16 protein-coding genes, 1 pseudogene and 1 CRISPR repeat array (1 of these 18 only partly in view) are annotated in these 22,328 nt (G+C 71.9%); of the genes and pseudogenes, 10 read left to right on the top strand and 7 right to left on the bottom strand.

Annotation, left to right across the window (positions count from 1 at the left end; all coding sequences use genetic code 11):
* Positions 1-128 precede the first annotated feature (128 nt).
* Positions 129-857, top strand: coding sequence for a hypothetical protein (locus tag ACH4KB_RS26695; protein WP_398068430.1), 729 nt, complete (start codon positions 129-131; stop codon positions 855-857).
* A gap of 32 nt (positions 858-889) precedes the next feature.
* Here ACH4KB_RS26695 and ACH4KB_RS26690 read toward each other — a convergent pair whose 3' ends face one another.
* Both ACH4KB_RS26690 and ACH4KB_RS26685 read right to left on the bottom strand, forming a co-directional pair.
* Positions 890-1,420, bottom strand: a complete 531-nt coding sequence (locus ACH4KB_RS26690) for an isochorismatase family protein (protein WP_398068511.1) — start codon at positions 1,418-1,420, stop codon at positions 890-892.
* A gap of 194 nt (positions 1,421-1,614) precedes the next feature.
* Positions 1,615-2,361 (bottom strand): N-acetyltransferase, encoded by a 747-nt coding sequence (locus ACH4KB_RS26685; protein WP_398068429.1) that lies wholly within the window; start codon positions 2,359-2,361, stop codon positions 1,615-1,617.
* 117 nt (positions 2,362-2,478) lie between these two features.
* Between ACH4KB_RS26685 and ACH4KB_RS26680 the strand changes: the two genes are divergently transcribed.
* On the top strand, positions 2,479-3,036 hold the full coding sequence (locus ACH4KB_RS26680) for a GNAT family N-acetyltransferase (RefSeq protein WP_398068428.1): 558 nt from the start codon (positions 2,479-2,481) through the stop codon (positions 3,034-3,036).
* An 83-nt stretch (positions 3,037-3,119) separates the two neighbouring features.
* Positions 3,120-3,791 carry a hypothetical protein gene (locus ACH4KB_RS26675; protein ID WP_398068427.1) on the top strand — a complete coding sequence of 224 codons (672 nt, stop codon included), beginning with the start codon at positions 3,120-3,122 and terminating at the stop codon, positions 3,789-3,791.
* Positions 3,792-3,813: 22 nt separating this feature from the next.
* Here ACH4KB_RS26675 and ACH4KB_RS26670 read toward each other — a convergent pair whose 3' ends face one another.
* Complete coding sequence (locus tag ACH4KB_RS26670; protein WP_398068426.1) at positions 3,814-4,623, bottom strand: HNH endonuclease family protein; 810 nt, start codon at positions 4,621-4,623, stop codon at positions 3,814-3,816.
* A 111-nt stretch (positions 4,624-4,734) separates the two neighbouring features.
* Entirely contained in the window at positions 4,735-5,604 is an 870-nt protein-coding gene (locus tag ACH4KB_RS26665; protein WP_398068425.1) for a hypothetical protein, read from the bottom strand.
* 114 nt (positions 5,605-5,718) lie between these two features.
* Between ACH4KB_RS26665 and ACH4KB_RS26660 the strand changes: the two genes are divergently transcribed.
* Entirely contained in the window at positions 5,719-6,306 is a 588-nt protein-coding gene (locus ACH4KB_RS26660) for a TetR/AcrR family transcriptional regulator (protein WP_398068424.1), read from the top strand.
* Between the two features lie 137 nt (positions 6,307-6,443).
* Complete coding sequence (locus tag ACH4KB_RS26655; RefSeq protein WP_398068423.1) at positions 6,444-7,313, top strand: nucleotidyltransferase domain-containing protein; 870 nt, start codon at positions 6,444-6,446, stop codon at positions 7,311-7,313.
* A 20-nt stretch (positions 7,314-7,333) separates the two neighbouring features.
* Here ACH4KB_RS26655 and mfd read toward each other — a convergent pair whose 3' ends face one another.
* Positions 7,334-10,867 carry a transcription-repair coupling factor gene (gene mfd, locus ACH4KB_RS26650; protein ID WP_398068422.1) on the bottom strand — a complete coding sequence of 1,178 codons (3,534 nt, stop codon included), beginning with the start codon at positions 10,865-10,867 and terminating at the stop codon, positions 7,334-7,336.
* 675 nt (positions 10,868-11,542) lie between these two features.
* Between mfd and ACH4KB_RS26645 the strand changes: the two genes are divergently transcribed.
* From ACH4KB_RS26645 to ACH4KB_RS26635, 3 genes and pseudogenes are all read left to right on the top strand, one after another.
* Positions 11,543-12,214 carry a DNA-binding response regulator gene (locus tag ACH4KB_RS26645; RefSeq protein WP_398068421.1) on the top strand — a complete coding sequence of 224 codons (672 nt, stop codon included), beginning with the start codon at positions 11,543-11,545 and terminating at the stop codon, positions 12,212-12,214.
* 106 nt (positions 12,215-12,320) lie between these two features.
* Positions 12,321-12,680 (top strand): hypothetical protein, encoded by a 360-nt coding sequence (locus ACH4KB_RS26640; RefSeq protein WP_398068420.1) that lies wholly within the window; start codon positions 12,321-12,323, stop codon positions 12,678-12,680.
* 309 nt (positions 12,681-12,989) lie between these two features.
* Positions 12,990-13,085: pseudogene (locus ACH4KB_RS26635) on the top strand (hypothetical protein); the annotation flags it as partial.
* 232 nt (positions 13,086-13,317) lie between these two features.
* On the opposite strand, the gene ACH4KB_RS26630 reads toward ACH4KB_RS26635, so the two are convergent.
* Both ACH4KB_RS26630 and ACH4KB_RS26625 read right to left on the bottom strand, forming a co-directional pair.
* Positions 13,318-15,903 carry an ABC transporter permease gene (locus tag ACH4KB_RS26630; protein WP_398068419.1) on the bottom strand — a complete coding sequence of 862 codons (2,586 nt, stop codon included), beginning with the start codon at positions 15,901-15,903 and terminating at the stop codon, positions 13,318-13,320.
* Entirely contained in the window at positions 15,900-16,688 is a 789-nt protein-coding gene (locus ACH4KB_RS26625; RefSeq protein ID WP_398068418.1) for an ABC transporter ATP-binding protein, read from the bottom strand. The genes ACH4KB_RS26630 and ACH4KB_RS26625 overlap by 4 nt, the downstream gene beginning before the upstream one ends.
* A 640-nt stretch (positions 16,689-17,328) precedes the next feature.
* On the opposite strand from ACH4KB_RS26625, the gene ACH4KB_RS26620 reads away from it, so the two are divergent.
* Positions 17,329-18,996 carry an MFS transporter gene (locus tag ACH4KB_RS26620; RefSeq protein ID WP_398068510.1) on the top strand — a complete coding sequence of 556 codons (1,668 nt, stop codon included), beginning with the start codon at positions 17,329-17,331 and terminating at the stop codon, positions 18,994-18,996.
* Between the two features lie 491 nt (positions 18,997-19,487).
* Positions 19,488-20,537, top strand: a complete 1,050-nt coding sequence (locus tag ACH4KB_RS26615) for a MarR family transcriptional regulator (RefSeq protein WP_398068417.1) — start codon at positions 19,488-19,490, stop codon at positions 20,535-20,537.
* A 300-nt stretch (positions 20,538-20,837) separates the two neighbouring features.
* Positions 20,838-22,328: direct repeats of the CRISPR family, unit length 29 nt; unit sequence ATGGTCCCCGCGCACGCGGGGGTGGTCCC; it runs 2 nt beyond the window's last position.

Raw genomic sequence — 22,328 nt, 5'->3', positions numbered from 1 at the left:
CCGACCCGTCACGACTCTTTCGTGTTGACTCGGTTCACAAGCTCTGCTGTTATTGGTCCGCCCCGCCAGGGCCCGCTTTTCTCTCTACTGACCGGCGCGCTCGCGCCTCTCCTTCGGAGCCTGCCCCCATGCGTCTCATCACCCGCATATCCGTCAACACCGTCTGCGCGATGACCCTGCTCGGCCTTGCCGCCTGCGGAACGGACTCCCCGACGGAGACCGGGCCGTTCGCCGGAGCCTCGGGGCCGGAGGTCGTGAACCAGGCCCTCACGAAGACGACCGGGGTCAAGTCCCTGCGGATCGGACTCGACATGACCACCTCCGACGGCCGGGTCCAGGCCGACTTCGCCACGAGTCTGGGGGGTGACTGCACCGGAACGATGACCATGGGCGGCACGGGCACCATGGAGGTCCGCAAGACCGGCGACACGGTCTGGACGAAGCTCGACGAGACCTTGCTGCGCGAGCAGTCGAAGGGCGAGCCGAAGGCGGACGTGGACGCGGCGGTCGAGCTGATCGCGGGCCGCTGGATGGAGTCGAAGGCCTCCGAGCCGGACACCAAGGACACCATCGAGTTCTGCGACCTGAAGGGGCTGCTCAAGGAGTTCGAGGCGGGCGACAACGCCGCCCGCAAGAAGGGACCCACGACGGTCGCCGGCAAGCCGGCCCTGCGCCTCACGGAGAAGGAGGGCAAGGAGACGTTCACCATCGACGTCTCCGCCGAGGGCGCCCCGTACATCCTGCGCGTCGCGTCCCGGGGTGGCGAGGAGCCGATGACGATGAGCCTGTCCGAGTTCGACGTGCCCGTGGTGGCGGAGAAGCCCGCCGCGAAGGACATCGTCGACCTGGAGCAGTAGGGCCCGGCCCGTGCGCGAAGCCCCGCCCCCGGTCAGCCGGCCGGGGCCGGGGCTCCGCCGGTGAAGTCCACCTCGGCCGCCGCCAGTACGCGTACCCGGCGGCCCGGGAAGCGGAGGTTGCGGTAGATCTCGTTGTGGTGCGCGACGGACGCCTCCGGTGCGGCGTACGGGCCGGGGCCGGACCGGACGGACGTGGTGTGGCCGTCCGCGACGAGCACCACGTCGTACCCCCGGCTCAGTGCCTGCCGGGCGGTGGACTCGACGCAGATCTCGGTGGCGAACCCGGTGACGACGACCTCGGTGACCCCTCGGGCGCGCAGGGCCGCGTCCAGTTCCGTGTCGAGGAAACTGTCCGGGGCCTCCTTGGGTACGACCGTCTCCCCGGGGGCGGGGGCCAGTTCGGGCACGATGCGCCAGCCGCCGGTCCCGGGCTCCAGTTCGTCGTCCCCCTGCTGCGCGAACATCACCGGCGCGCCGGCGGCCCTGGCCCGCGCCTGGAGAGCGGCGATGGCCTCGACGGTGGCCGACGCCCGGTACGCCATCGCCACCAGGGCGTTCTGCATGTCGATGACGAGGAGGGCGGGGGCGGGCCCGGGAGCCGTGCCCGGACGGACGGGTATCGCGGTGGGCACCGTGCCCGGACGGGCCGGTATCGCGGTGGGCACCGTGCCCGGACGGACGGGTATCGCGGTGGGCACCGTGCCCGGACGGGCCGGTATCGCGGTGGGCACCGTGCCCGGGCCTTCCGGCCTGGGCGTCACAGTTGGTGCCGCACCCAGACGTTGGGCTCGACGTAGACCGCGTATCCGTGCGCGAGCGCGCAGTGCACCGGGAGGAGCGCCCCCGGAACCTCCACCGGACCGTCCGTGTCGAACGGCAGCCCGGTCCACTCCCGCCACTGCGCGAGCGAACCGCTCACCGTCATCGACACCGTGGCGACCGAGTCCACCTTGCCGCCCGCCCGGGCGTGGACCCGCAGCCAGGGGTCCTCGGGCAGCCCGTCCTCGGGGCGGGTCAGGCGGGCGTACTCCTCCATCGGCAGGCCTGGCCGCAGGTGCTTGCCGCTCGGCCGCACCGGGGCGACGATCTCCCCGAAGCGGAGCCGTCGCGCGTTGTCGCGCATCGCGGCGAGCATCCGGCCCGATATCCCCTTGCCCTGATGGCCGGTGGCCACGGTGATCTCGATCGCCCCGAGCGTGTCCGCCGTCCGCCCGCGCCGCAGGTCCGCGAAGGCCCACAGCAACATCCGGTCCCAGCCGCCGACGGGCAGTTCGCCACGGCCGGGGGCGTCCAACAGGAAGGGCACGCTGTAGGAGCGCGCGACCACGACGCCCTCGGGGTCGGTCGCGACCAGCACGCACTGGGGGAACTCCACAGCGATCCGTGCGAAGTTCGCCCATCCGACGATGTCCTCCAGCACGAACTCCGGCCAGGTGTCCGGCATCCGGTCCAGGGCGTCGGCCAGCTCGGGGCGCTCGGCGAGGGTGGTGATGTTCAGCTCCATACGCGCGACCCTAAACAGCCTCCGCCGCTCCGACCAGCGAATATCGGCTCGGAGCCACGGCGCACGCCAAAGCCGCTCGCCCGCGCCGCCGCCGCCGCCCGGCTACCGTCACGCCGCATGACGACGACGCCTCCGTCCGCCTCCGTCGGTCCCGTACGGATCCGGCCCTGCCGCGCGACGGATCTCGAACTCCTGGAGCGGCACCTGCCCTCGCCCGGCCGAACCCGGCGGCACGCCGCCCGGTTCGAGCGGCAGGAGCGGGGACTCAGCACCTTTCTGACCGCCTGGGCCGGCGACGTACCCGTCGGGTCGGCGCAGATCCTGTGGCAGGGCTGCGCCGCCCCGGAGGTCCGGGCCCGCTTCCCCGACTGCCCCGAGCTGAACGGGCTCGCGGTCTGGCCACCGGACCTGCGCTCGCGGGGCCTCGGTACGGCGCTGATCCGTGCGGCGGAACACCGGGTCCACGACGCCGGGATCGCTCGGATCGGCTTGGGCGTGGACGACGACAACCGCCGGGCGGCCGCGCTCTACCTGCGGATCGGCTACCGCGAGACCGGCTGCCGCTACCTGGACCGGTACGCGTTCCTCGACGCCGACGGGGTCCGGCAGGAGGTCGCGGATCCGGCCCGCTTCCTGGTCAAGGACCTCGGCGAGGCCATTCCCGGACCGGCGTGATCCAGCCGGAACCATGAAGTGTCCATGCCGCGTCCCCACCCGTGACTTCGCACCCGGTGCGCCACTCGTCGAGGAGCAGAACCATGACCCAGCCCGCCACCGCACCGCCCCGCCCCCGGAGAGCCGCCGGGTGTCTCCAGAGCATCGTCGTGCTCGCGGTGATCCTCGGCCTGGGCTATGGGGCGTCCAAGATCTTCGGTGACGACTCCTCGAAGAGGTCCTCGAATTCGTCCTCGTCGTCCTCGTCCTCGTCCGCGTCGGACGGCAAGGGCGGCTCGTGGGAGATCGGTGACTGCGGAGGCCCGGACCCGGAGAACAAGCCGGACGGCTACCGCGCCTACGACTGCGACGAGCAGGGCGCGACCTTCAAGGCCCTGAAGATCGAGGACGCGAGCTTCCTGCCCAACGCGATCCAGTGCCCGGCCGGAACGGACCTGATCATCCAGGTCTCCCGGGTCTTCGGCTCCGGCGACGACAAGAAGGGCGGCGGCATCCCGACCAACACGGTCTGCGGCCGCAACCTGACGGGCGACCACCCCGGCGACGCGGGCGCCGGCGGGGGCCAGCTGGTCGAGGGCGACTGCGTCTCGGCGACGGCCAAGGAGATCGCCTGCGTTTCGGCCGGGGCGGACGACTTCAAGGTCCTCGGCCTCGTCAAGGAGAAGACCGAGTGCCCGGCGGCGACCACGGAGCCGATGCAGCTGATGATGGCGATGGGCCGCCCGTACGACGTGATCTGCGGCGGCAAGGTCTGATCGGGCGGCCCCAGGGGTCCGCTCAGCCGCCGCACTGGGTGAGCATGGTCCGCTTGTCGGCGGCCGTGACCGGGAGTTCGTACTTCAGCGAGACCTGGGCGAACCGTACGGCGTAGGAGCAGCGGACCGGCTTGTACGGCGGCAGCCAGGCGGCGGGGCCGGAGTCCCGTTTGGCGTTGTTGGCCGGGCCGTCCACCGGGATGAGGTTGAGCGGGTCGTTGGCGATCCGCTCACGCTTGGCCTCGTTCCAGCGGGCGGCTCCCATCTGCCAGTTGTAGGACAGCGGCATCACGTGGTCGATCTGCACCTCGGTGGCCCGCCGCTTGCGCCAGTCGATGCTCTCACCGGTGTAGGGGTCCTGGAGAGTCATCGACATGACCACGCAGTCGGATCCCGCCCTGTGCTCGATGTCCTTGCCGTCCCGGGCGAGCAGGTCGTTGCGGGTGTCGCAGCCGTTGCGGGCGAGCGGGATACCGTCGATCCCGTCCTTCCAGGCGTAGCCGAACTTCTTCCGCTCGTAGCCGGTCTTCGGGCCGCGCCCCTTGGTGGCCACCTTCTCGATGATCTTCCGGGCGGCGGCCCGGTCCGCGTCGGTGGTGAGGGGGGCCAGGCCCGGCTTCGTACCGTCGGGGTTGTCCAGCGGGCTGGCGCCGAAGCCCTCGGCGGACTGCGCGCCGCCGTTGGTCCCGCCGCTCGTGCGGGCTCCGCCGCCGTCGCCCGCCAGGCCGTCGGGGCCACAGCCGCCCGCCAGGACGATCGCGACGAGAGCGCCGACGGCGGGCAGGGCCGCCGCGCGGTGCGTACGGCGGCGGTGCGTACGGGGAGCTATCACGTGAAGCCGTCCTGACGGGGAGAGAGCCGAACGCCGAGAATCCTATGGGCGTCTTCCCCGCCGGAGGGTTCTCCATGACCGCGCTTCAGCACACCGTGCGCCCCGGCCCGGTCACACCTTCCCGATGCCCAGGGTGTTCTCGCCGGGCAGCATCCCCGACCCGATGACTTCCAGCCAGGGTTCCCCCAGCAGTGCCACCAGCCGCTCGCGCCCCTGCTCCCCCAGTGCCCGCCACGGCGCGGCGGCCTCCTCGTCGGTACGCAGCTCCACCTTCGCGCGCAGCTCGCGCCCCGCGTCCGTGGCCGTGCCGTCCGCAGCCAGCAGCCCGCGCTCCCGCAGCCGCCGCCGGGCCGCGCCCCACTCCTCCGGACCCCATTGCCGGCTCGCGAACACCTCGGCGGGCGCCGCGCCGACCGCCGCGAAGGAGACCAGCGACTCGACCGGGTCGAGGCCGGCCTCGACGAGGGCGGCGATGTGCCCGTCGCCCCGGTGTTCGCGCAGGACGGTCGCCGCCTGCCAGAGCACCAGGTGCGGGGCGTCGGGCCAGGGCAGCGCGGCGTTGGCGGCTCCGAGGCCACCGGGAGCCCCTGGGCCCGCCGCCTCCGCCGCGCGGCTGGCCAGTACGGCGGCCTCGGCGAACTCCGGTCCCTCCACGCGGTCCCCGAACAGGGCCCGGTAGGACCGGTCGACCGCCCGCAGCCGGGCCGCGAGCACGGCCGCGGGGGCTGCGGTCGCCCAGACGCCCGGAACGTAACGCTCCACCATCGCCGGGGCGAAGCTGTGGAACGTCCGCACCGCCTCCTCCGCGCCCACCGCCCCCAGCGGAGCCGCCCGCCAGGCGAAGTAGCCCGCCCAGCGCTCCTCGGTGTCGTACCCCAGCGCGGCGGCCTCCTCGAAGGCCTCGGGGGCGTAGTACAGAACGGCGTGGAGGGGCTCCAGGAGGTGCCACATCTGCCGCACACGGGCCGGTTCTCCGGTCATGATCTCCACCCTTCGGAACACGCGTCGCACATCTTGCCAGTGACTAGATCAGACCTCCAGCATGCGCGCGCCACCGAAACTTGTCAATGACAAGATGCCGGGTAGGGTGCTGGCATGAACAGCGAGCGCGAGCGCACCTACCACCACGGCGACCTGCGGCGCGTGATCCTGGACGCGGCCCTCGACGTCATCGCGACGAACGGCCCCGGCGCCCTGAGCCTGCGTGACCTGGCCCGGCGGGCCGGCGTCTCGCACGCCGCGCCGGCGCACCACTTCAAGGACCGTACGGGCCTGCTGACCGCCGTGGCCGCCGAGGGCTACGCCCTGTTCGCCGACGCACTGGCCGGAGCACCGGACCTCCGGGAGCGGGGCGTGGCGTACGTACGGTTCGCGGCGACGCACCCCGCGCACTTCCAGGTGATGTTCCAGCCGGACCTGCACCGCACCGACGACCCGGACCTCCTGGCCGCCCGCGCCCGGGCGACCGGGGCCCTGCGCGCGGGCGTGGCGGACCTCCCGCCGGCCGGCCGGGGCGAGGACGACCGCCTCGCGGGGGTGGCCGCGTGGTCCCTGGCCCACGGCTTCGCGACGCTGCTGCTCAGCGGCGCTCTGGCCGACGCGATGGAGGGCCGGGACCCGGAGGAGGCGTTCCGGTCGCTCACGGCGCTGGTCTTCACGCCGGAGAACGGCCGCGCCGGCTGACGGGGCGCCCTCTAGACTGCCCCTCATGGGCGTTTCCTGAGTGACGAAAGAGGTCCCGCACCGGGACCGGAAGCAGCCCGGCGTCGACCGCCGGGCCTCGTTCGTATGCCCCCGCGCCCCACTCAGGAGACCCGGCCATGCCGCACACCCCGCCCGCCCACGCCCGTGACGCCCGCACCCCCCTGCCCGCCGAAGCCCCGGCACTGGCCCGCCGCATCGAGTTGCTGCGCACGACAGCCGAGGCCGATCCACGGGTGGAGGGCGTCCTCCTCTACGGCTCGTGGACGCTCGGCGAGGCCGACGCCCACTCGGACCTGGACGCCTGCCTCTACGTACGGGAGGAGGACGTCGACGCCTTCGACGGGCGCGCGTTCGTGGAGCGGCTGGCCCCGCTGAAGCTGGCGTACACCAACATGTACGGCATCCTCGCCGTGGTCTTCGACGACCTGATGCGCGGGGAGTTCCACGTCGAGCCCACCGGTCCCGGCATCGCGGAGATCGCAACCTGGCGCGGGCAGGTCCACTTCCCCCGCCCCGAAGCGGCCGTCCTCCTGGACCGCACCGGCGACCTCACGGCCGCCGCCCGCGAACTGGCCGCCTTCCGCCCGCCGGAGCCGGTGGCCACCGCCCAGCAGCTCACGGACGAGCTGGCCAACTGGACCCTGATGCTGGCCCACGTTCAGGCCCGGGGCGAACACGCCCGCGCCCACAACCTGCTGCACGCCGTCATCGCCCCGCTCCAGCTCAAGCTCTGCCGCCTGCTGCGCGGTTCGACCACCCACTGGCTCACCCTGAGCCGCGCCCTGGAGGCGGACCTGCCGTCGGCGGACGTCGAGCGGTACGCCACGACGACCGGGCCGCTGACCCCGGAGGCCCTCCGCACGGCGGCGGCGAACAGCTGGGGGTGGAGCCGGGAGCTGGCGGCCGGGGCGGCGGACCGGTGGGGGACGCGGCTGCCGCTGGGGCTGCACGAGGAGATCGCGGAGGCGCTTTCTCCGGCCGAGTGACCTCAGCCGTTCCCGGGCAATCAGGACCCCAGGATCGTCGTCAGGAACTCCCCCGTCCACGCCAGCAGTTCGCGGCCGATGACCGGCTTGCCGCCGATCTTCCCGGCCGTCGGGCGCGGCACCAGGATCTGGTGGGCGGCCGGCTTGATGACCGTCTTGGGGTGCAGGCGCTTCAGGCGCAGCTCCTGGGACTCGCGCAACTCCACCGGGGCGAAGCGGATGTTGGAGCCCTGGAGGACGATCTCGCCGACGCCGCAGGCGCGGGCCAGCATGCGCAGGCCGGCGACCAGGAGGAGGTTCTCGACCGGTTCGGGCAGGGGGCCGTAGCGGTCGGTCAACTCCTCGCGGACCGCGCGGATGTCGTCCTCCGAGGAGGCTGCGGCGATCGCGCGGTAGGCCTGGAGGCGCAGCCGCTCGCCGGGGGCGTAGTCGTGCGGGACGTGTGCGTCGACCGGGAGCTCGATCTTGACCTCCAGCGGGGGCTCCTCCTGCTCGCCGCCCTCCATCTGGGCCCGGTAGTCGGCGACCGCCTCGCCGACCATGCGGACGTACAGGTCGAAGCCGACGCCCGCGATGTGGCCGGACTGCTCGCCGCCGAGCAGATTGCCCGCGCCGCGGATCTCCAGGTCCTTCATCGCCACGTACATGCCCGCGCCCATCTCCGTGTGCTGGGCGATGGTGGCCAGGCGTTCGTGGGCCGTCTCCGTCAGGGGCTTCTCGGGGGGATAGAGGAAGTAGGCGTAGCCCCGGTCGCGGCCTCGGCCCACCCGGCCGCGCAGCTGGTGCAGTTGGGAGAGGCCGAAGTTGTCGCCGCGCTCCACGATCAGGGTGTTGGCGTTGGAGATGTCGATGCCGGACTCGACGATCGTCGTGGAGACCAGGACGTCGAACTTCTTCTCCCAGAAGTCCACCACCACCTGTTCCAGGGCCGCTTCGGACATCTGGCCGTGGGCCGTGGCGATCCTGGCCTCCGGGATGATCTCGCGGAGGCGGGCGGCGGCCCGGTCGATGGACTCGACCCGGTTGTGGATGTAGAAGACCTGGCCCTCGCGCAGGAGTTCACGGCGGACCGCCGCGCCGATCTGCTTCTCCTCGTACGGGCCGACGAAGGTGAGGACCGGGTGGCGCTCCTCCGGCGGGGTGGTGATCGTGGACATCTCGCGGATGCCGGTGACCGCCATTTCGAGCGTACGGGGGATGGGGGTCGCGGACATCGTGAGCACGTCGACGTTGGCGCGGAGCTTCTTGAGCTGTTCCTTGTGCTCGACGCCGAACCGCTGCTCCTCGTCCACGATGACCAGGCCGAGATCCTTGAACTTCGTCTCGGAGGAGAAGAGGCGGTGGGTGCCGATGACCAGGTCGACGGCCCCGTCCTTCAGGCCCTCAAGGGTGGCCTTGGACTCGGTGTCCGACTGGAAGCGGCTCAGGGCGCGGACGTTGACCGGGAATTGTGAGTAGCGCTCGGTGAACGTGCCGTAGTGCTGCTGGACGAGGAGAGTGGTGGGGACGAGGACCGCCACCTGCTTGCCGTCCTGGACCGCCTTGAAGGCGGCCCGGACCGCGATCTCCGTCTTGCCGTAGCCGACGTCGCCGCAGATCAGCCGGTCCATCGGGACCGTCTTCTCCATGTCCTCCTTGACCTCGGCGATCGTGGACAGCTGGTCGGGCGTCTCCGCGTACGGGAAGGCGTCCTCCAGCTCCCGCTGCCAGGGGGTGTCCGCGCCGAAGGCGTGGCCGGGGGCCGCCATCCGGGCGGAGTAGAGCTTGATCAGGTCGGCGGCGATCTCCTTGACCGCCTTCTTCGCCCGCTGCTTCGTCTTCGTCCAGTCCGCGCCGCCGAGCCGGTGCAGCGTCGGGGCCTCGCCGCCGACGTACTTGGTGACCTGCTCCAGCTGGTCGGTGGGAATGTAGAGGCGGTCGCCCGGCTGGCCGCGCTTGGCGGGGGCGTACTCGACGAGCAGATACTCGCGGGTCGCGCCCTGGACCGTGCGCTGCACCATCTCCACGTACCGGCCGACACCGTGCTGCTCGTGGACGATGTAGTCGCCGACCTCCAGGGTGAGCGGGTCGATCGTCTTCCGGCGGCGGGCCGGCATCCGGCCCAGGTCCTTGGTGGCGGTGCGCTGGCCGGTCAGGTCCGTCTCGGTGAGCACGGCGAGCTTCAGCGCCGGGTCGACGAACCCCTGCTCGATGGCCCCGCAGGAGACGTGCACCAGGGACGGGGTGAGCTCGGTCAGGTCCGCGTCGAGGCGGGCCGCGATGCCCTCGCCGCCCAGTACCTCGACCGTACGGGTGGCGAGGCCCTGGCCCTCCGTGACGTACACCGTGCGCCAGCCGTCGGCCAGCCAGCCCTTGGTGTCGGCGAGCGCACGGGCGGTGTCGCCCCGGTACGCCTCGGGGGCGTGCATGGAGAGCTGGAGGGTGTCGTCGTCGTGGTCGGCGGCGTCGGCCGCGAACGGCGAGATCGACCACCACATCATGTCCAGCTCACGGGCCCGGTCCCGGACGTCCGCGATGCCCCACAGCGAGGCCGCGCCCACGTCGATGGGGGCCTCGCCGCCGCCCGCGCTCGCCGCCCACGACGCCTGGAGGAACTCCTGGCTCGTGGCGACCAGGTCGGCCGCCCTGGTGCGGACCCGCTCCGGGTCGCAGACGATCGCCATCGCGTCCTCGGGCAGGACATCGAGCAGCAGCTCCATGTCGTCGACCAGGACCGGGGCCAGGGACTCCATGCCCTCGACCGCGATGCCCTCCGCGATCTTGCCGAGCAACTCGCCCAGCTCGGGGTGCTGCTCGGCGAGGGCCGCCGCCCGCTCCCGCACCTGGTCGGTCAGCAGCAGCTCGCGGCAGGGCGGGGCCCACAGCCCGTGCGCGGCGACCTCCAGGGACCGCTGGTCGGCGATCTTGAAGTAGCGGATCTCCTCGACCTCGTCGCCCCAGAACTCCACCCGGAGGGGGTGCTCCTCGGTCGGCGGGAAGACGTCCAGGATTCCGCCGCGTACGGCGAACTCGCCGCGCTTCTCGACCAGTTCGACCCGGGAGTACGCGGCGGCCGCCAGCGCGTCCACGACCTCCCCCAGATCCGCGCTCTGCCCGCCGGCCAGCGCCACGGGCTCCAGCTCGCCGAGCCCCTTGACCTGGGGCTGGAGCACGGAGCGGATCGGCGCGACGACGACGGAGACCGGGCCGGTCTCCGGGTCGTCGGCGCGCGGGTGGGCGAGCCGCCGCAGCACGGCGAGGCGGCGGCCCACGGTGTCCGAGCGGGGCGAGAGCCGCTCGTGGGGCAGGGTCTCCCAGGACGGGTACTCCGCGATCGTGTCCGGCGGCAGCAGCGTGCGCAGGGCGGCGGCCAGGTCCTCGGCCTCCCGGCCCGTAGCGGTGACCGCCAGCACGGTCCGGCCGGTCTGCCGGGCCAGCGCGGCCACGGCGAACGGGCGCGCGCCGGGCGGGCCCACCAGGTCGACGTGGGCCCGGTGCCCGTCCCCGGCGGCCTTCACCGCCTCGGCGAGCGCCGGGTCCGTAACGACGACATCCAGCAGACCGTGCAGGCTCATGAAGTTTCCGTCCGGGGTTCAGATCAGGTGCGGCTCAGGGTTCACCGGCAGCCGGCTGCTACCGGGGCAACGCGAAGGGCCCGACACGTCAGGGGTGCCTGAACCGCCGGGCACCCCCGGGGGCCGGGGTGGTTTCCAGAGTACGACCCGGGGACGACAGTCGCGCCCGCAACCGGTGAGCCCAGGGTCCGTACCGCCCGCATGCCGCCGCCCGTATCCCCGGCCGGGCCGCCCGGTTCACGCCCGATCCGAGGCGGCCGGTCCATGCCCGATCCGAGGCGGCCGGTCCATGCCCGGTCCGGGGCGGCCGGTTCATGCCCGGTCCGCGCCCCGCCCCGCCCCGCCGCCCGTCGCGCCGGCACCGCCGCTCGTCGACGGTCGCGCACCGTTCGTCTCCGTCCCGCGCGCAGTTCTGCCGGGGACCCTCACAGGAGTGTCCCCAGCGTCTAGTCTTTGCCCGACCATTGCACGGGCACGCGGACGGATACATCGACCGGCGCGCCACCCATGCGGTACGGGGCACGGTCAACGGCACGGGGCACGGGCGGAGCGAGCAGGGCACGGGGCACGGGGACAGGGCACGGGGCACGGGCGGAGCGAGCAGTGGCCGGGACGGGCGGCGCGGGGCGATCCCCTCGGCGTACGCCTCCACGGCACCAGGCATCGGGGGCGTACGTGGGCGAGAACGAGCTGTCTGCTTTCGGGGTCCCGGAGGCCGAGGAAGAGATCTACCGGCACTTCCTGCGCAACCCCGGCACCCGCGCCGACGACCTCCCCCGCCTGTCGCACTCCCGCCCTCGGGAGGCGCACGCCCGGATCGCCCGGCTCCAGGAGCTGGGGCTGCTGCGCGCCGAGGACGCCGAGCGGCAAATCTTCCCGACGGATCCCGAGGTGGCTCTCACCCGACTGGTGGACATCCGGCTCCACACGCTCCATCAGGAGCTCCAGCGCGTCACCCGGTCGCGGCACGTCGTTGACGGTCTACGCGCGGAGCAGGGGGCCCGTACGCCCCCTCCCGAGACCTCGCGGGGCGCGCTCCTGGCCCACCGCAGCGGCCTGGTCTCCAGCATCGTCTCCCTGTGCGAACGGATCTGGGACCAGGCGGCCGACGACCCGTCCCGGGCGGGGGACGGCCCGGAGAGCGGCGAGGGCGCCTTTCGCCCTTCCGGCATCGAGCGGCGGGTGCTGGTGTCGATGTGCACGGTGGGCAAGGACGAGGCGGGCGCGCGGGAGCTGGGAGTGTCGGTGCGGACCTATCGGCGGCACGTCGCCGATCTGATGCAGACGCTCGGCGCGGCCAGCCGGGCGCAGGCCGCACTGCTGGCCCGGGAACGCGGCTGGATCTAGGCCCTGAGCTCGGTCTGAGCGGGACGACTGAGTAGGCACGAGGTGGCGCTCGGTTTGAGTAGTCCATCTCATGCTCGGGCGGCAGGGAACTGGCGAGGATCAGGGCATGGACCCTCGCACGTACGACGCTCTCTACCGACCGGCCCGGCTCACTCCTCCGCGTCGGCACACCCCTGTGGCGCTCCTTGCCGCAGGGCTGTGGGTGCTGACGATGACGTCCCTCGCCTGCCTGGGCTTCGTGGTCGGGACGACAGCGTTGTGGAGCGCGGCGGAGGGCATGCCTGTGGGGGGATTCCTCCTGCGCTGCTTCGCCGGCCTGTTCGGTGGTGCGGCCGTGCTCGTCGCGGTCCGCCTGGTGCCGGGGGTGAGGCACATGTCCGCTGACACACGCAGCCTCCTGCTGGCAGTCCTGGCGTGCCCGATCCCACTGGCCCTGGCGATGACCCTATGGTTCTACGCCGCGTGACCGATTGTCGGCGGTGCGGACCTCCCGCTCGGCGGGCGCTGTGTCCCGGTCGCCTCCCGGGCGAGCACCCGGCGGTGCAGCAGCCAGATGACCGGATGATGGCCCTCGGCGCTCCCGCTGGGACGAAACGGTCAAGGAGGGACTGCGCCCCATTCACGCAGAAGGGCAACCAAGCCCTCGAAGGTGTCCGGGCGGCCTGCCCAGCCCTCGCGCTCGACCGCGACCGGGCCGCTCCACTCCTCAGGCTGAGGGCACTTCGCGCGGCCCGCACCGAACGGCGGCAGTCGCGGACCGGCCCGGCTCGGCACCTGGATCAGCAACACCCGCAGCAGGCGGGAGAAGCTGAGCGACCAGCAGCGCGAACAGCTCGCCGCGCTCGGGGTGGAGTGGGCGACAGCGGCCTGACCCCGACAGCGGCCTGATCCGCCCGGGGTCAGGGCCGCTGCGGTGCTCGCTCGAAGCGGCCCTGCCCCATCCGGACTGAGCTCAGCCGAGGCCCGAGGGCTCCCGGTGGTGTCCATCGCCTGCCGGTGCGGGAAACGCGCTCGGCCCCGGGACGTTTGGAGGAACGTCCCGGGGCCTGCGGGTCAGCCTACGGTGACGCCCGGAGGGTCACCGTTGCTGGGAAGGCGCTCGCTCACCCGTCCGTCGCGATGGCGTTCAGGACGTTCATCCGGCCCGCCCGGAAAGCCGGGACGAGAGCGGCGAACAGTCCGACGAGGGCGGAGCAGGCGAAGACCGTGAGGATCGTCGGCCACGGGATCTCCAGGACCTCCAGGCCCTCCAGCGCCAGCAGCTTCTGGGCCGCGGTGCCCCAGCCCATCCCGAGTCCGAGTCCGAGCAGCGCCCCGAAGAGGGCGATGACCACGGACTCCAGCCGGATCATGCGGCGCAGTTGGCGGCGGGAGAGCCCGATGGCGCGCATCAGGCCGATCTCGCGGGTCCGTTCGACCACGGACAGGGCGAGGGTGTTCACCACACCGAGCACCGCGACGATGATCGCCAGGGCGAGCAGGCCGTACACGATGTTCAGCAACTGGCCGATCTGGTCCTTCAGGTCTTCCTTGAAGTCGGCCTGGTTCTGCACCTTGTAGACGGGGTACTCGGCCATCACACTCTTCAGGGCCGCGTACGCCTCCTTCTCCTTGCCCTCCTCCGCCTTGCCGAACATGGCGACGTTCTGCGGCATCCGGTCGGCCGGGACGTAGGACGCCGCCGTAGTGAGGTTGGTGTACATCGCGCCGCGGTCGATGTTGGTGTCGTCGGAGGTGATGGCGACGACCTTCAACTTCGCCGTCTCCCCCGCCTTGAACGCGACGGTCAGGGTGTCGCCGACCTTGACCCCGTGCTTCTCGGCGTAGTCCTCGCCGACGGACATGGCGTTCTTGTCGTAGGCCTTCGAGAGGTCGCCGGAGAGGGCGGTGCGCCGGACGTCCTGCTGGTACGTCGGGTCGGCGGCGGTGATCCCGTCGTCCTCCGTCTTCCCGTTGGGGGCGGTGATCTTCGCCTCGACGTAGGTGTAGCTCGTCATGTGCTCCAGGTGCGGCACGGCGTCCAGGGCCTCGGCGGCCTGGGGCACGATCGGCCGCCCGGCGCCGCTGTCCTGGACGATGAAGTCCGCTCCGACCGACTTGTCGAGCTCCTCGGTGGCCGAGGCCACCATGGAGGACCCGACGACGGAGAGGCAGGCCACCAGGGCGAGCCCGATCATCAGGGCGGCTCCGGTCGCTCCCGTACGCCGGGGGTTGCGCAGGGCGTTGCGCTCGGCCAGCCGGCCGACCGGGCCGAAGAGCCGCAGGACGACGACGCTCAGGGCGCGCACCACCACACCGGCCAGGAGCGGGCCGATCACGATGAAGCCGATCAGAGTCAGCAGCACGCCGAGGGCGAGGAACATCGAGCCTTCGGTGGCCTTGTCCGCCTGGCTCGTCGCCCACAGGGACGCACCGCCGGCCGCCGTCAGGAACAGACCGATACCGGCCCTGATCCAGCCGGACTTGCCGTCAGCGGGGGTCCCGGCGTCGCGCAGCGCGGCCATCGGCGAGACCTTGCCGGCCCGACGGGCGGGGATGTACGCGGCGAGGACGGTGACGACGACGCCGAGCACGAGGCCGACCACCGGGGTCGTCCAGGCAACGGTGAGGTCGCCGGTGGACAGCTCCATGCCCACCGCGCCCATCGCCTTCATCAGGCCGACGGCGAGGCCGACGCCGGCCGCGACGCCGAGCAGGGAGCCGACGATGCCGAGGAGGACCGCCTCCACCAGCACGGAACGGTTGACCTGCTTGCGGCTGGAGCCGATGGCCCGCATGAGACCGATCTCGCGGGTCCGCTGGGCGACCAGCATCGAGAAGGTGTTGACGATGAGGAAGATGCCGACGAGGAAGGCGATTCCGGCGAAGCCGAGCATCGCGTACTTCATGACGTCCAGGAAGGCGCCCATGGAGTCCTTGTTGGCCTCCGAGGCCTCCTGCTGGGTCTGGAGCTTGTACGCGCCCGAGCCGTCGAGGGCGGTGGCGATGTTCTTCTTCAGCTGGGTATCGCTGACGCCGCTCTCCGCGCTCACCAGGATCTGGGTGAACACGTCGGGGGCGCCGAGCAGCTGCTTCTGGGCGGTGGCGGTGTCGAGGTAGACGATGGCCGCGCCCGGGTTGGTGACGGTGAAGGACGCGATGCCGCTGATCTTCGCCGTGATGTCACCGGTGGCGGCGATGATGCGCAGCTCGTCACCGGTCTTGAGCTTGTGCTTCTTCGCGGTGTCGGCGTCGACCATCACCTCGGTGGGGCCGCGGGGTGCGTGTCCGGAGGTGATCTCCATCGAACGCAGGTCGTTCTCGGTCCAGTTGCTCGCGATCGTGGGGGCTCCGGTCTCGGAGCCCATGTTCTTGTTCTCGCTGTCGACGACGGTGACCGCCATGGAGAGGGCGGCGCCCTCCGCCTTCTTCACCCCGTCGACCTTCGCGACCTCCTGGACGGCGGAGGCGGGCAGCGAGGCGGGCTTGCCGTTGTCGGGCTGCTCGTCGGCCTCGCCGGCCGCCTTCGGGCTGACGGTGACGTCGGGCGAGGTCACAGCGAAGAGCTTGTCGAAGGTGGTGTTCATCGTGTCGGTGAAGACGAGCGTGCCGCAGACGAACGCCACGGACAGCAGCACCGCCACGGCGGAGAGGGCCATCCGGCCCTTGTGCGCGAGGAAGTTGCGCACCGAGGTCTTCCAGACAGTCATGACGTCCGCCCACGTGCGTCGAAGTGCTTCATACGGTCGAGGACCTGGTCCGCGGTCGGGTTCTGCATCTCGTCGACGATGGAACCGTCGGCGAGGTACAGCACCCGGTCCGCGTAGGAGGCGGCGACGGGGTCGTGGGTGACCATGACGATGGTCTGGCCCAGCTCGTCGACCGACTTGCGGAGGAAGGCCAGGACTTCGGCCCCGGCACGGGAGTCCAGGTTTCCGGTGGGCTCGTCACCGAAGATGATCTCCGGCCGGGCGGCCAGCGCCCTGGCGACGGCGACACGCTGCTGCTGACCGCCCGAGAGCTGGGTGGGGCGGTGCTTGAGGCGCTCGGAGAGCCCGACCGTGTCCACGACCTGCTGGAGCCAGGCGGCGTCGGGCTTGCGGCCCGCGATGTCCATGGGCAGCGTGATGTTCTCGATGGCGTTGAGCGTCGGGAGCAGGTTGAACGCCTGGAAGATGAACCCGATCCGGTCGCGCCGGAGCTGGGTGAGCTTCTTGTCCTTGAGCTTGGTGATCTCGGTCTCGTCGAGGAAGATCTCGCCCGACGTCACCGTGTCGAGCCCGGCCAGGCAGTGCATCAGGGTCGACTTGCCGGAGCCGGACGGGCCCATGATCGCCGTGAACTGCCCGCGGGCGATGTCCACATCGACGTGGTCGAGCGCGACGACCCGGGTCTCCCCGGTCCCGTACGCCTTCACGACCTGCCGCGCTCGCGCCGCGACGGCCGTACGCCCTCCAGTGCCCCCGTGCCTGGGAATGGTCACAGCCGTTGTCACGGTATTTCTCCTATGTCGGTCGATGACTGGACGTCATTGGGTACGGTCCGAGTCTGGGTTCTGGACGGTGTCCGGCGCGATGGTGCCCAGCGCAGTCTTCAGGTGGGGTTTTCCCCACCCGCCCCCCTGCGGCGGGCCGTAGGCGATGTCTCGCGGCGACGTAAGAACAGGTTAAGGAAACGCTCCCTGCCGCCACGTCCTCCGCCGGGAGGAACGGGCCCTGGCCACTATGAGGGGGCGCCCCCTAGGGGACTCGTCCCCCGGGGGGAGGTGAGGTCAGGGGCACCGTTCGCCCCGGCGGAACCGCGGGCGGGGCGGCCACCCAAGCGGAGCGGAGGGATCCGCCGTTGCCTGCCTTCCCCACCCTGCCTTTCCCCTGCCCTTCCCCTCGCCGGACCCTCGACCGTTCTCCTCGTCCCGCCCCGTACGGCGCTCCCGGATGAGACAGTGCCCCGGGAGATACGTGCATAGGGAAGGAAACCCGGTGAGCGGCACGGACGACAAGAGCGACGTGGGCGCCGACGGCACAGTGGCGAGCTCCGCCCCCGGCGCAGACGGAACCGGTACGGGCGGAACCGGCATGGACGGAACCGGTACGGGCGGAACCGGCATGGACGGAACCGGTACGGGCGGAACCGGCATGGACGGAACCGGCATGGACGGAACCGGTACGGACGCCGAAGTCGGCCCCGGCGCGGGTGCGGGTGCGGGTGCGGGTACGGTCCCCGACACGGGCGGGGGCAGCACGGGCGGGCCGCCTGCCCTCACCACCCCCCGGGGCCGCCGCCCCGTCGTGGCGGCGCTCATGCTCGGCATGGCGCTGGCGGCCATCGACGGCACTATCGTGTCCACCGCCGTCCCCCAGATCGTCGGGGACCTCGGCGGGTTCACCGTCTTCTCCTGGCTCTTCTCCGGCTATCTGCTGGCCGTCACCGTCACGCTCCCCCTTTACGGGAAGCTCTCCGACACCTTCGGCCGCAAGCCGGTCCTGATAGCCGGGATCATCCTGTTCCTGATCGGCTCGGTCCTCTGCGCGGCCGCCTGGAACATGGGCGCGCTCATCGCGTTCCGCATCGTCCAGGGCCTGGGCGGCGGCGCGCTACAGGGCACGGTCCAGACCATCGCGGCCGACCTCTACCCACTCAAGGAACGCCCGCGCATCCAGGCGAAGCTGTCGACAGTGTGGGCCACCTCGGCGGTCGCCGGGCCCGTGGTCGGCGGGCTGCTCGCCGGGTACGCCGACTGGCGGTGGATCTTCCTGATCAACCTCCCGGTCGGAGCGATCGCCCTCTGGCTGGTGGTCCGCCACCTCCATGAACCCGCCCGCCCCCGCCCCGCCGTCCGGCCCCGCGTCGACTGGGCGGGCGCGCTCGCCGTCTTCGCGACCGGCGCCCTGCTGCTCACCGCGCTCGTACAGGGCGGTGTCGCCTGGCCCTGGCTCTCGGCGCCCTCGCTCGGCCTGTTCGGGGCGAGCGCGGTGCTGGCCGTGCTCACCGTCGTCATCGAACGGCGGGCGGCGGAGCCGATCATCCCGGGCTGGGTGTGGCGTCGGCGCACCATCGCCTCGGTCAACCTGGCGCTCGGCGCGCTGGGCCTGCTGATGGTCGCGCCGACCGTCTTCCTCCCCACGTACGCCCAGTCGGTGCTGGGCCTCGGCCCGATAGCAGCCGGGTTCGTACTCTCCGTGATGACGCTGAGCTGGCCCGTCACGGCGGCCCTGTCCGACCGGGTCTACAACCGCATCGGCTTCCGCCTGACCGCGATCATCGGCATCGGCGCGGCCCTGCTGATCCTGCTGGCCTTCCCCCTGCTCCCGTACCCCGGCGAGCCCTGGCACCCGGCCCTTCTCATGCTCCTGCTCGGCGCGGCGCTCGGCCTCTTCCAACTCCCGCTGATCGTGGGCGTCCAGTCGACGGTCGGCTGGGCGGAGCGCGGTACGACGACGGCGTCCGTCCTCTTCTGCCGCCAGGTCGGCCAGAGCATCGGCGCGGCGGTCTTCGGGGCCGTCGCCAACGGCGTCCTGGCCGCCCGCCTCCTCGACGCCCCGGTGGCCGGCCTCCCCGACGACCTGGACGCGGTCGCCCGCGCCCTCGATGCCCCGGGCACCCTCTCCGCGGCGGCGACGGACTACCTGCGCCGGGCGGTCGACGCCGCGGTGGACCACGTCTACATCGGGGCCGCCGGAGCCGCGGCGCTGGCCCTGCTCGCCCTGATCACCCTGGCCCCGCGCCGCTTCCCGGTCATCACCGAGGCCGCCGAAACCTCCAGGACCACCGGGGCGGCCGACCGGCAGGACAGTCCCTCCTAGACGCGGCCTGCCGCCCGGTTCTGGTCGGTTCTGGTGTACAGCTCCGACCCACGGCGGGCGGCGACGCGTGCCCGCAATACGTAGTCCTCCCGAAGCTCGGGTCCCGGGTCCCGGGTCCCGGGGCGGTCGGTTCACTCTTGCGGGGGTACGTGAGTGGGTCCGCGGCCCGAAGCTCGGGGGCCAAGACTCGGGCTTCGGGATGCGGGACCCGGGATTCGAGCACCTTCTTTAACCGGTAGGTAGAGGAAGGGGTTTGGGAAAACCGCCCTCCCTCCCCACCTCCGTAACGGTCAGCAAGTATGACTAATCGTGACAGCTTGCGGCGCAGCGTGACGACTGCTTACGGTGCGAGAACCAAACGACCCCGACCGGTGTTGCAAGCACCAGGCCGGGGTCTCACCGCAAGATCGACACCCTAGAAAGACGATCCCTTGGCTATCCAGCACCATAGCTCTGCCCTGCATGCCCCAGCAGCCTCACCCGCATACCCGATGGCCAAGCCCGGCTACGGCAAACGCTCCGCACCCGACCAACGCCCGCGTACGCGCGACGACTTCGTCCTCCTGCCGACGCGGGAACGGTATGTCGCCGGGTTCGTCGACCACCTCCCCGAGGGCGCGGCGATGAGCGTGAAGACGCTGGCCAAGCAGCTCCCGCTCTACGGGCAGCAGGCCATCTCCACCGCGCTGAACTCCCTGTCGGTCGCCGGGCATTTGCGGCGTGTACGGTGCCCGGTCGTCGGTGCGGGCGACGAGACCCGCTGGGTCTTCCGCACGTTCTGGTCGCGCACGGCTCGGGACAACGAGTGGTGGAACGCCTACCTCGCCACCGAGAAGGCCGCGCTAGCCGCAGCCCCCGCGCCGTCCCCGTCCGTGCTAGACACGACACCGCCGTCACCGTGGGCCCCGGCCGAGGAACCGCCGCCGCTGCCCGCCCCGGAGGGGCGCGGTACGGAACCGGCCCCCGAGCCCACCGCCGTACCGCACCAGCGCACCCAGGCCCAGGCACAGGACGACGAGCCCACGCCACTCTCACCGCCCGTTCCGGGCACAGTTTCCGCGACGGCCGACACCTCCGAGGCTGGCCCTTCCCGCGCCTACCTCGCCCTGGCGCGCCTCGGCCGCGACGACCACCGCCTGGCCCTCTCCGCCGACGACTGCGCCACGCTGGAACCGCAAGCCACGGAATGGCTCGCCCGGGGTGTAAGCGTGGACTACCTGACCAGCGCCCTGACCGCAGGACTCCCCGCCCGGGTCGACAGCCCCCTCGGCTTCCTCCGCCGCCGCCTCACCGACAAGATCCCGCCCCAACTCCCCACCGAGAACACCCAACCCACCACCCCCGCACCAACCCGCCGCCTCCTTCTCGTGGAATGCACGGACTGCGGACGCCCCGGCCAGCCGGGAGCCCTCCCTGACGGCCTCTGCCGCCCCTGCCGCGCCGCCCACTCCCCGGCACACGAGACCCCGCCCCACCCGTCCGAGATCGCCGACGTCAAGGCCCACATGAGCAACCTCCGCGACCTGCTCAAACCCGTCTGAGCCCGAGCGCCACGATCAACTCGCACCCCGGCCGACAGAAGCCACGGGCAAAGCGCACGACAGGTCACCGAACCTCCCGCAGGGCAGCCACGCACCTCCGCGAGATCCCGAACACAACGACGAACGCCCTTCTCCTTACAGAGAACGAGATACCGCACACGCCCCAGCGAAGGGCAGAATCACTCTTGTACATGCCCAGCCCCAGGCCAGAACGATTTGCCGCATCGAGGAGATATGTCCGTTTCCCAAGAAGTGGATAAAAACAACCCCTCGGGCACATAAACCCGCAGGTCACGAACTATGGTCCCCGCGCACGCGGGGGTGGTCCCGTGGTGTCGCTGCGCATCAGCAAGAAGCGCACATGGTCCCCGCGCACGCGGGGGTGGTCCCTTCCTCGTCGAACGGCTCCGCAAAGCGGTCCGATGGTCCCCGCGCACGCGGGGGTGGTCCCACGATCCGCTTCCCGCGCTTGTAGCTGTCCAGATGGTCCCCGCGCACGCGGGGGTGGTCCCAAGGGAGGCAAGTAGATGAACACCTTCGGGAAATGGTCCCCGCGCACGCGGGGGTGGTCCCCCGACGGACGCCCGCCTGACCGTGCTCCGTGAATGGTCCCCGCGCACGCGGGGGTGGTCCCGTTTGACCTGGGGTTTTGCCCGTTCCGGGGTGATGGTCCCCGCGCACGCGGGGGTGGTCCCCCGTCGACCTGGTCCCGGGCCGCCCCCCAGACATGGTCCCCGCGCACGCGGGGGTGGTCCCGGCGAGACGCGCGAGGCCGGGGCCGGAGAGACATGGTCCCCGCGCACGCGGGGGTGGTCCCATCGCGCCGGTTAGGCGGATGAACCACGTGCCATGGTCCCCGCGCACGCGGGGGTGGTCCCGAGGCCGCCGACCTGGTCGCCGCGTACACCGGATGGTCCCCGCGCACGCGGGGGTGGTCCCGTCGTACCGGCGGAACAGCTGGCTCATCGCGGATGGTCCCCGCGCACGCGGGGGTGGTCCCGCCCTGTCCGACAAGAACACCCCGTACGCGTCATGGTCCCCGCGCACGCGGGGGTGGTCCCGCGGCGCTCGTCGCCAAGGCCAAGGAATCCGGATGGCCCCCGCGCACGCGGGGGTGGTCCCGTGCCCACCATGTGCCAGGACATCCAGACGTCATGGTCCCCGCGCACGCGGGGGTGGTCCCCGGCTGGGCCGTCTACGGCCGGGGCGCGCCGTATGGTCCCCGCGCACGCGGGGGTGGTCCCACGATCTTGTAGTTGCGGGGGGCGGTGTCGTCATGGTCCCCGCGCACGCGGGGGTGGTCCCTGTGCCCCGGCCGGGCCGTGGCAGGTGGGTGTATGGTCCCCGCGCACGCGGGGGTGGTCCCGAGGTGGCGACGGGAACCTGGACGACGACGTAATGGTCCCCGCGCACGCGGGGGTGGTCCCGTCAGGCTGTCGAGGATCGCGGATTCCTTGCGATGGTCCCCGCGCACGCGGGGGTGGTCCCAGGCACCGGATGCCGGTCGCCAGCGCTTCGGCATGGTCCCCGCGCACGCGGGGGTGGTCCCGTCTCCAGCATCAGCGCGACACGGATGTCGCCATGGTCCCCGCGCACGCGGGGGTGGTCCCGTCATGCCGGCGTTCTCGAGTGCCGCCCGCACATGGTCCCCGCGCACGCGGGGGTGGTCCCTTCACGAACTCGCGGCCCGGCATCAGCGCGGAGTGGTCCCCGCGCACGCGGGGGTGGTCCCTCGTACCGGGTGACGATGTGGTCCAGACCCGGATGGTCCCCGCGCACGCGGGGATGGTC

This window comes from Streptomyces sp. NPDC017520, assembly GCF_044329855.1.
Taxonomy (GTDB): Bacteria; Actinomycetota; Actinomycetes; order Streptomycetales; family Streptomycetaceae; genus Streptomyces.
This window is presented reverse-complemented; position numbering and strand designations above follow the sequence as displayed.

Excerpts from the sequence above, each read along its gene's own strand:
- ACH4KB_RS26695 (WP_398068430.1), top strand. The coding sequence starts at position 129 with ATGCGTCTCATCACCCGCATATCCGTCAACACCGTCTGCGCGATGACC.
- ACH4KB_RS26690 (WP_398068511.1), bottom strand. The coding sequence starts at position 1,420 with ATGCAGAACGCCCTGGTGGCGATGGCGTACCGGGCGTCGGCCACCGTC.
- ACH4KB_RS26685 (WP_398068429.1), bottom strand. The coding sequence starts at position 2,361 with ATGGAGCTGAACATCACCACCCTCGCCGAGCGCCCCGAGCTGGCCGAC.
- ACH4KB_RS26680 (WP_398068428.1), top strand. The coding sequence starts at position 2,479 with ATGACGACGACGCCTCCGTCCGCCTCCGTCGGTCCCGTACGGATCCGG.
- ACH4KB_RS26675 (WP_398068427.1), top strand. The coding sequence starts at position 3,120 with ATGACCCAGCCCGCCACCGCACCGCCCCGCCCCCGGAGAGCCGCCGGG.
- ACH4KB_RS26665 (WP_398068425.1), bottom strand. The coding sequence starts at position 5,604 with ATGACCGGAGAACCGGCCCGTGTGCGGCAGATGTGGCACCTCCTGGAG.
- ACH4KB_RS26660 (WP_398068424.1), top strand. The coding sequence starts at position 5,719 with ATGAACAGCGAGCGCGAGCGCACCTACCACCACGGCGACCTGCGGCGC.
- ACH4KB_RS26655 (WP_398068423.1), top strand. The coding sequence starts at position 6,444 with ATGCCGCACACCCCGCCCGCCCACGCCCGTGACGCCCGCACCCCCCTG.
- mfd (WP_398068422.1), bottom strand. The coding sequence starts at position 10,867 with ATGAGCCTGCACGGTCTGCTGGATGTCGTCGTTACGGACCCGGCGCTC.
- ACH4KB_RS26640 (WP_398068420.1), top strand. The coding sequence starts at position 12,321 with ATGGACCCTCGCACGTACGACGCTCTCTACCGACCGGCCCGGCTCACT.
- ACH4KB_RS26630 (WP_398068419.1), bottom strand. The coding sequence starts at position 15,903 with ATGACTGTCTGGAAGACCTCGGTGCGCAACTTCCTCGCGCACAAGGGC.
- ACH4KB_RS26620 (WP_398068510.1), top strand. The coding sequence starts at position 17,329 with ATGGACGGAACCGGCATGGACGGAACCGGTACGGACGCCGAAGTCGGC.
- ACH4KB_RS26615 (WP_398068417.1), top strand. The coding sequence starts at position 19,488 with ATGGCCAAGCCCGGCTACGGCAAACGCTCCGCACCCGACCAACGCCCG.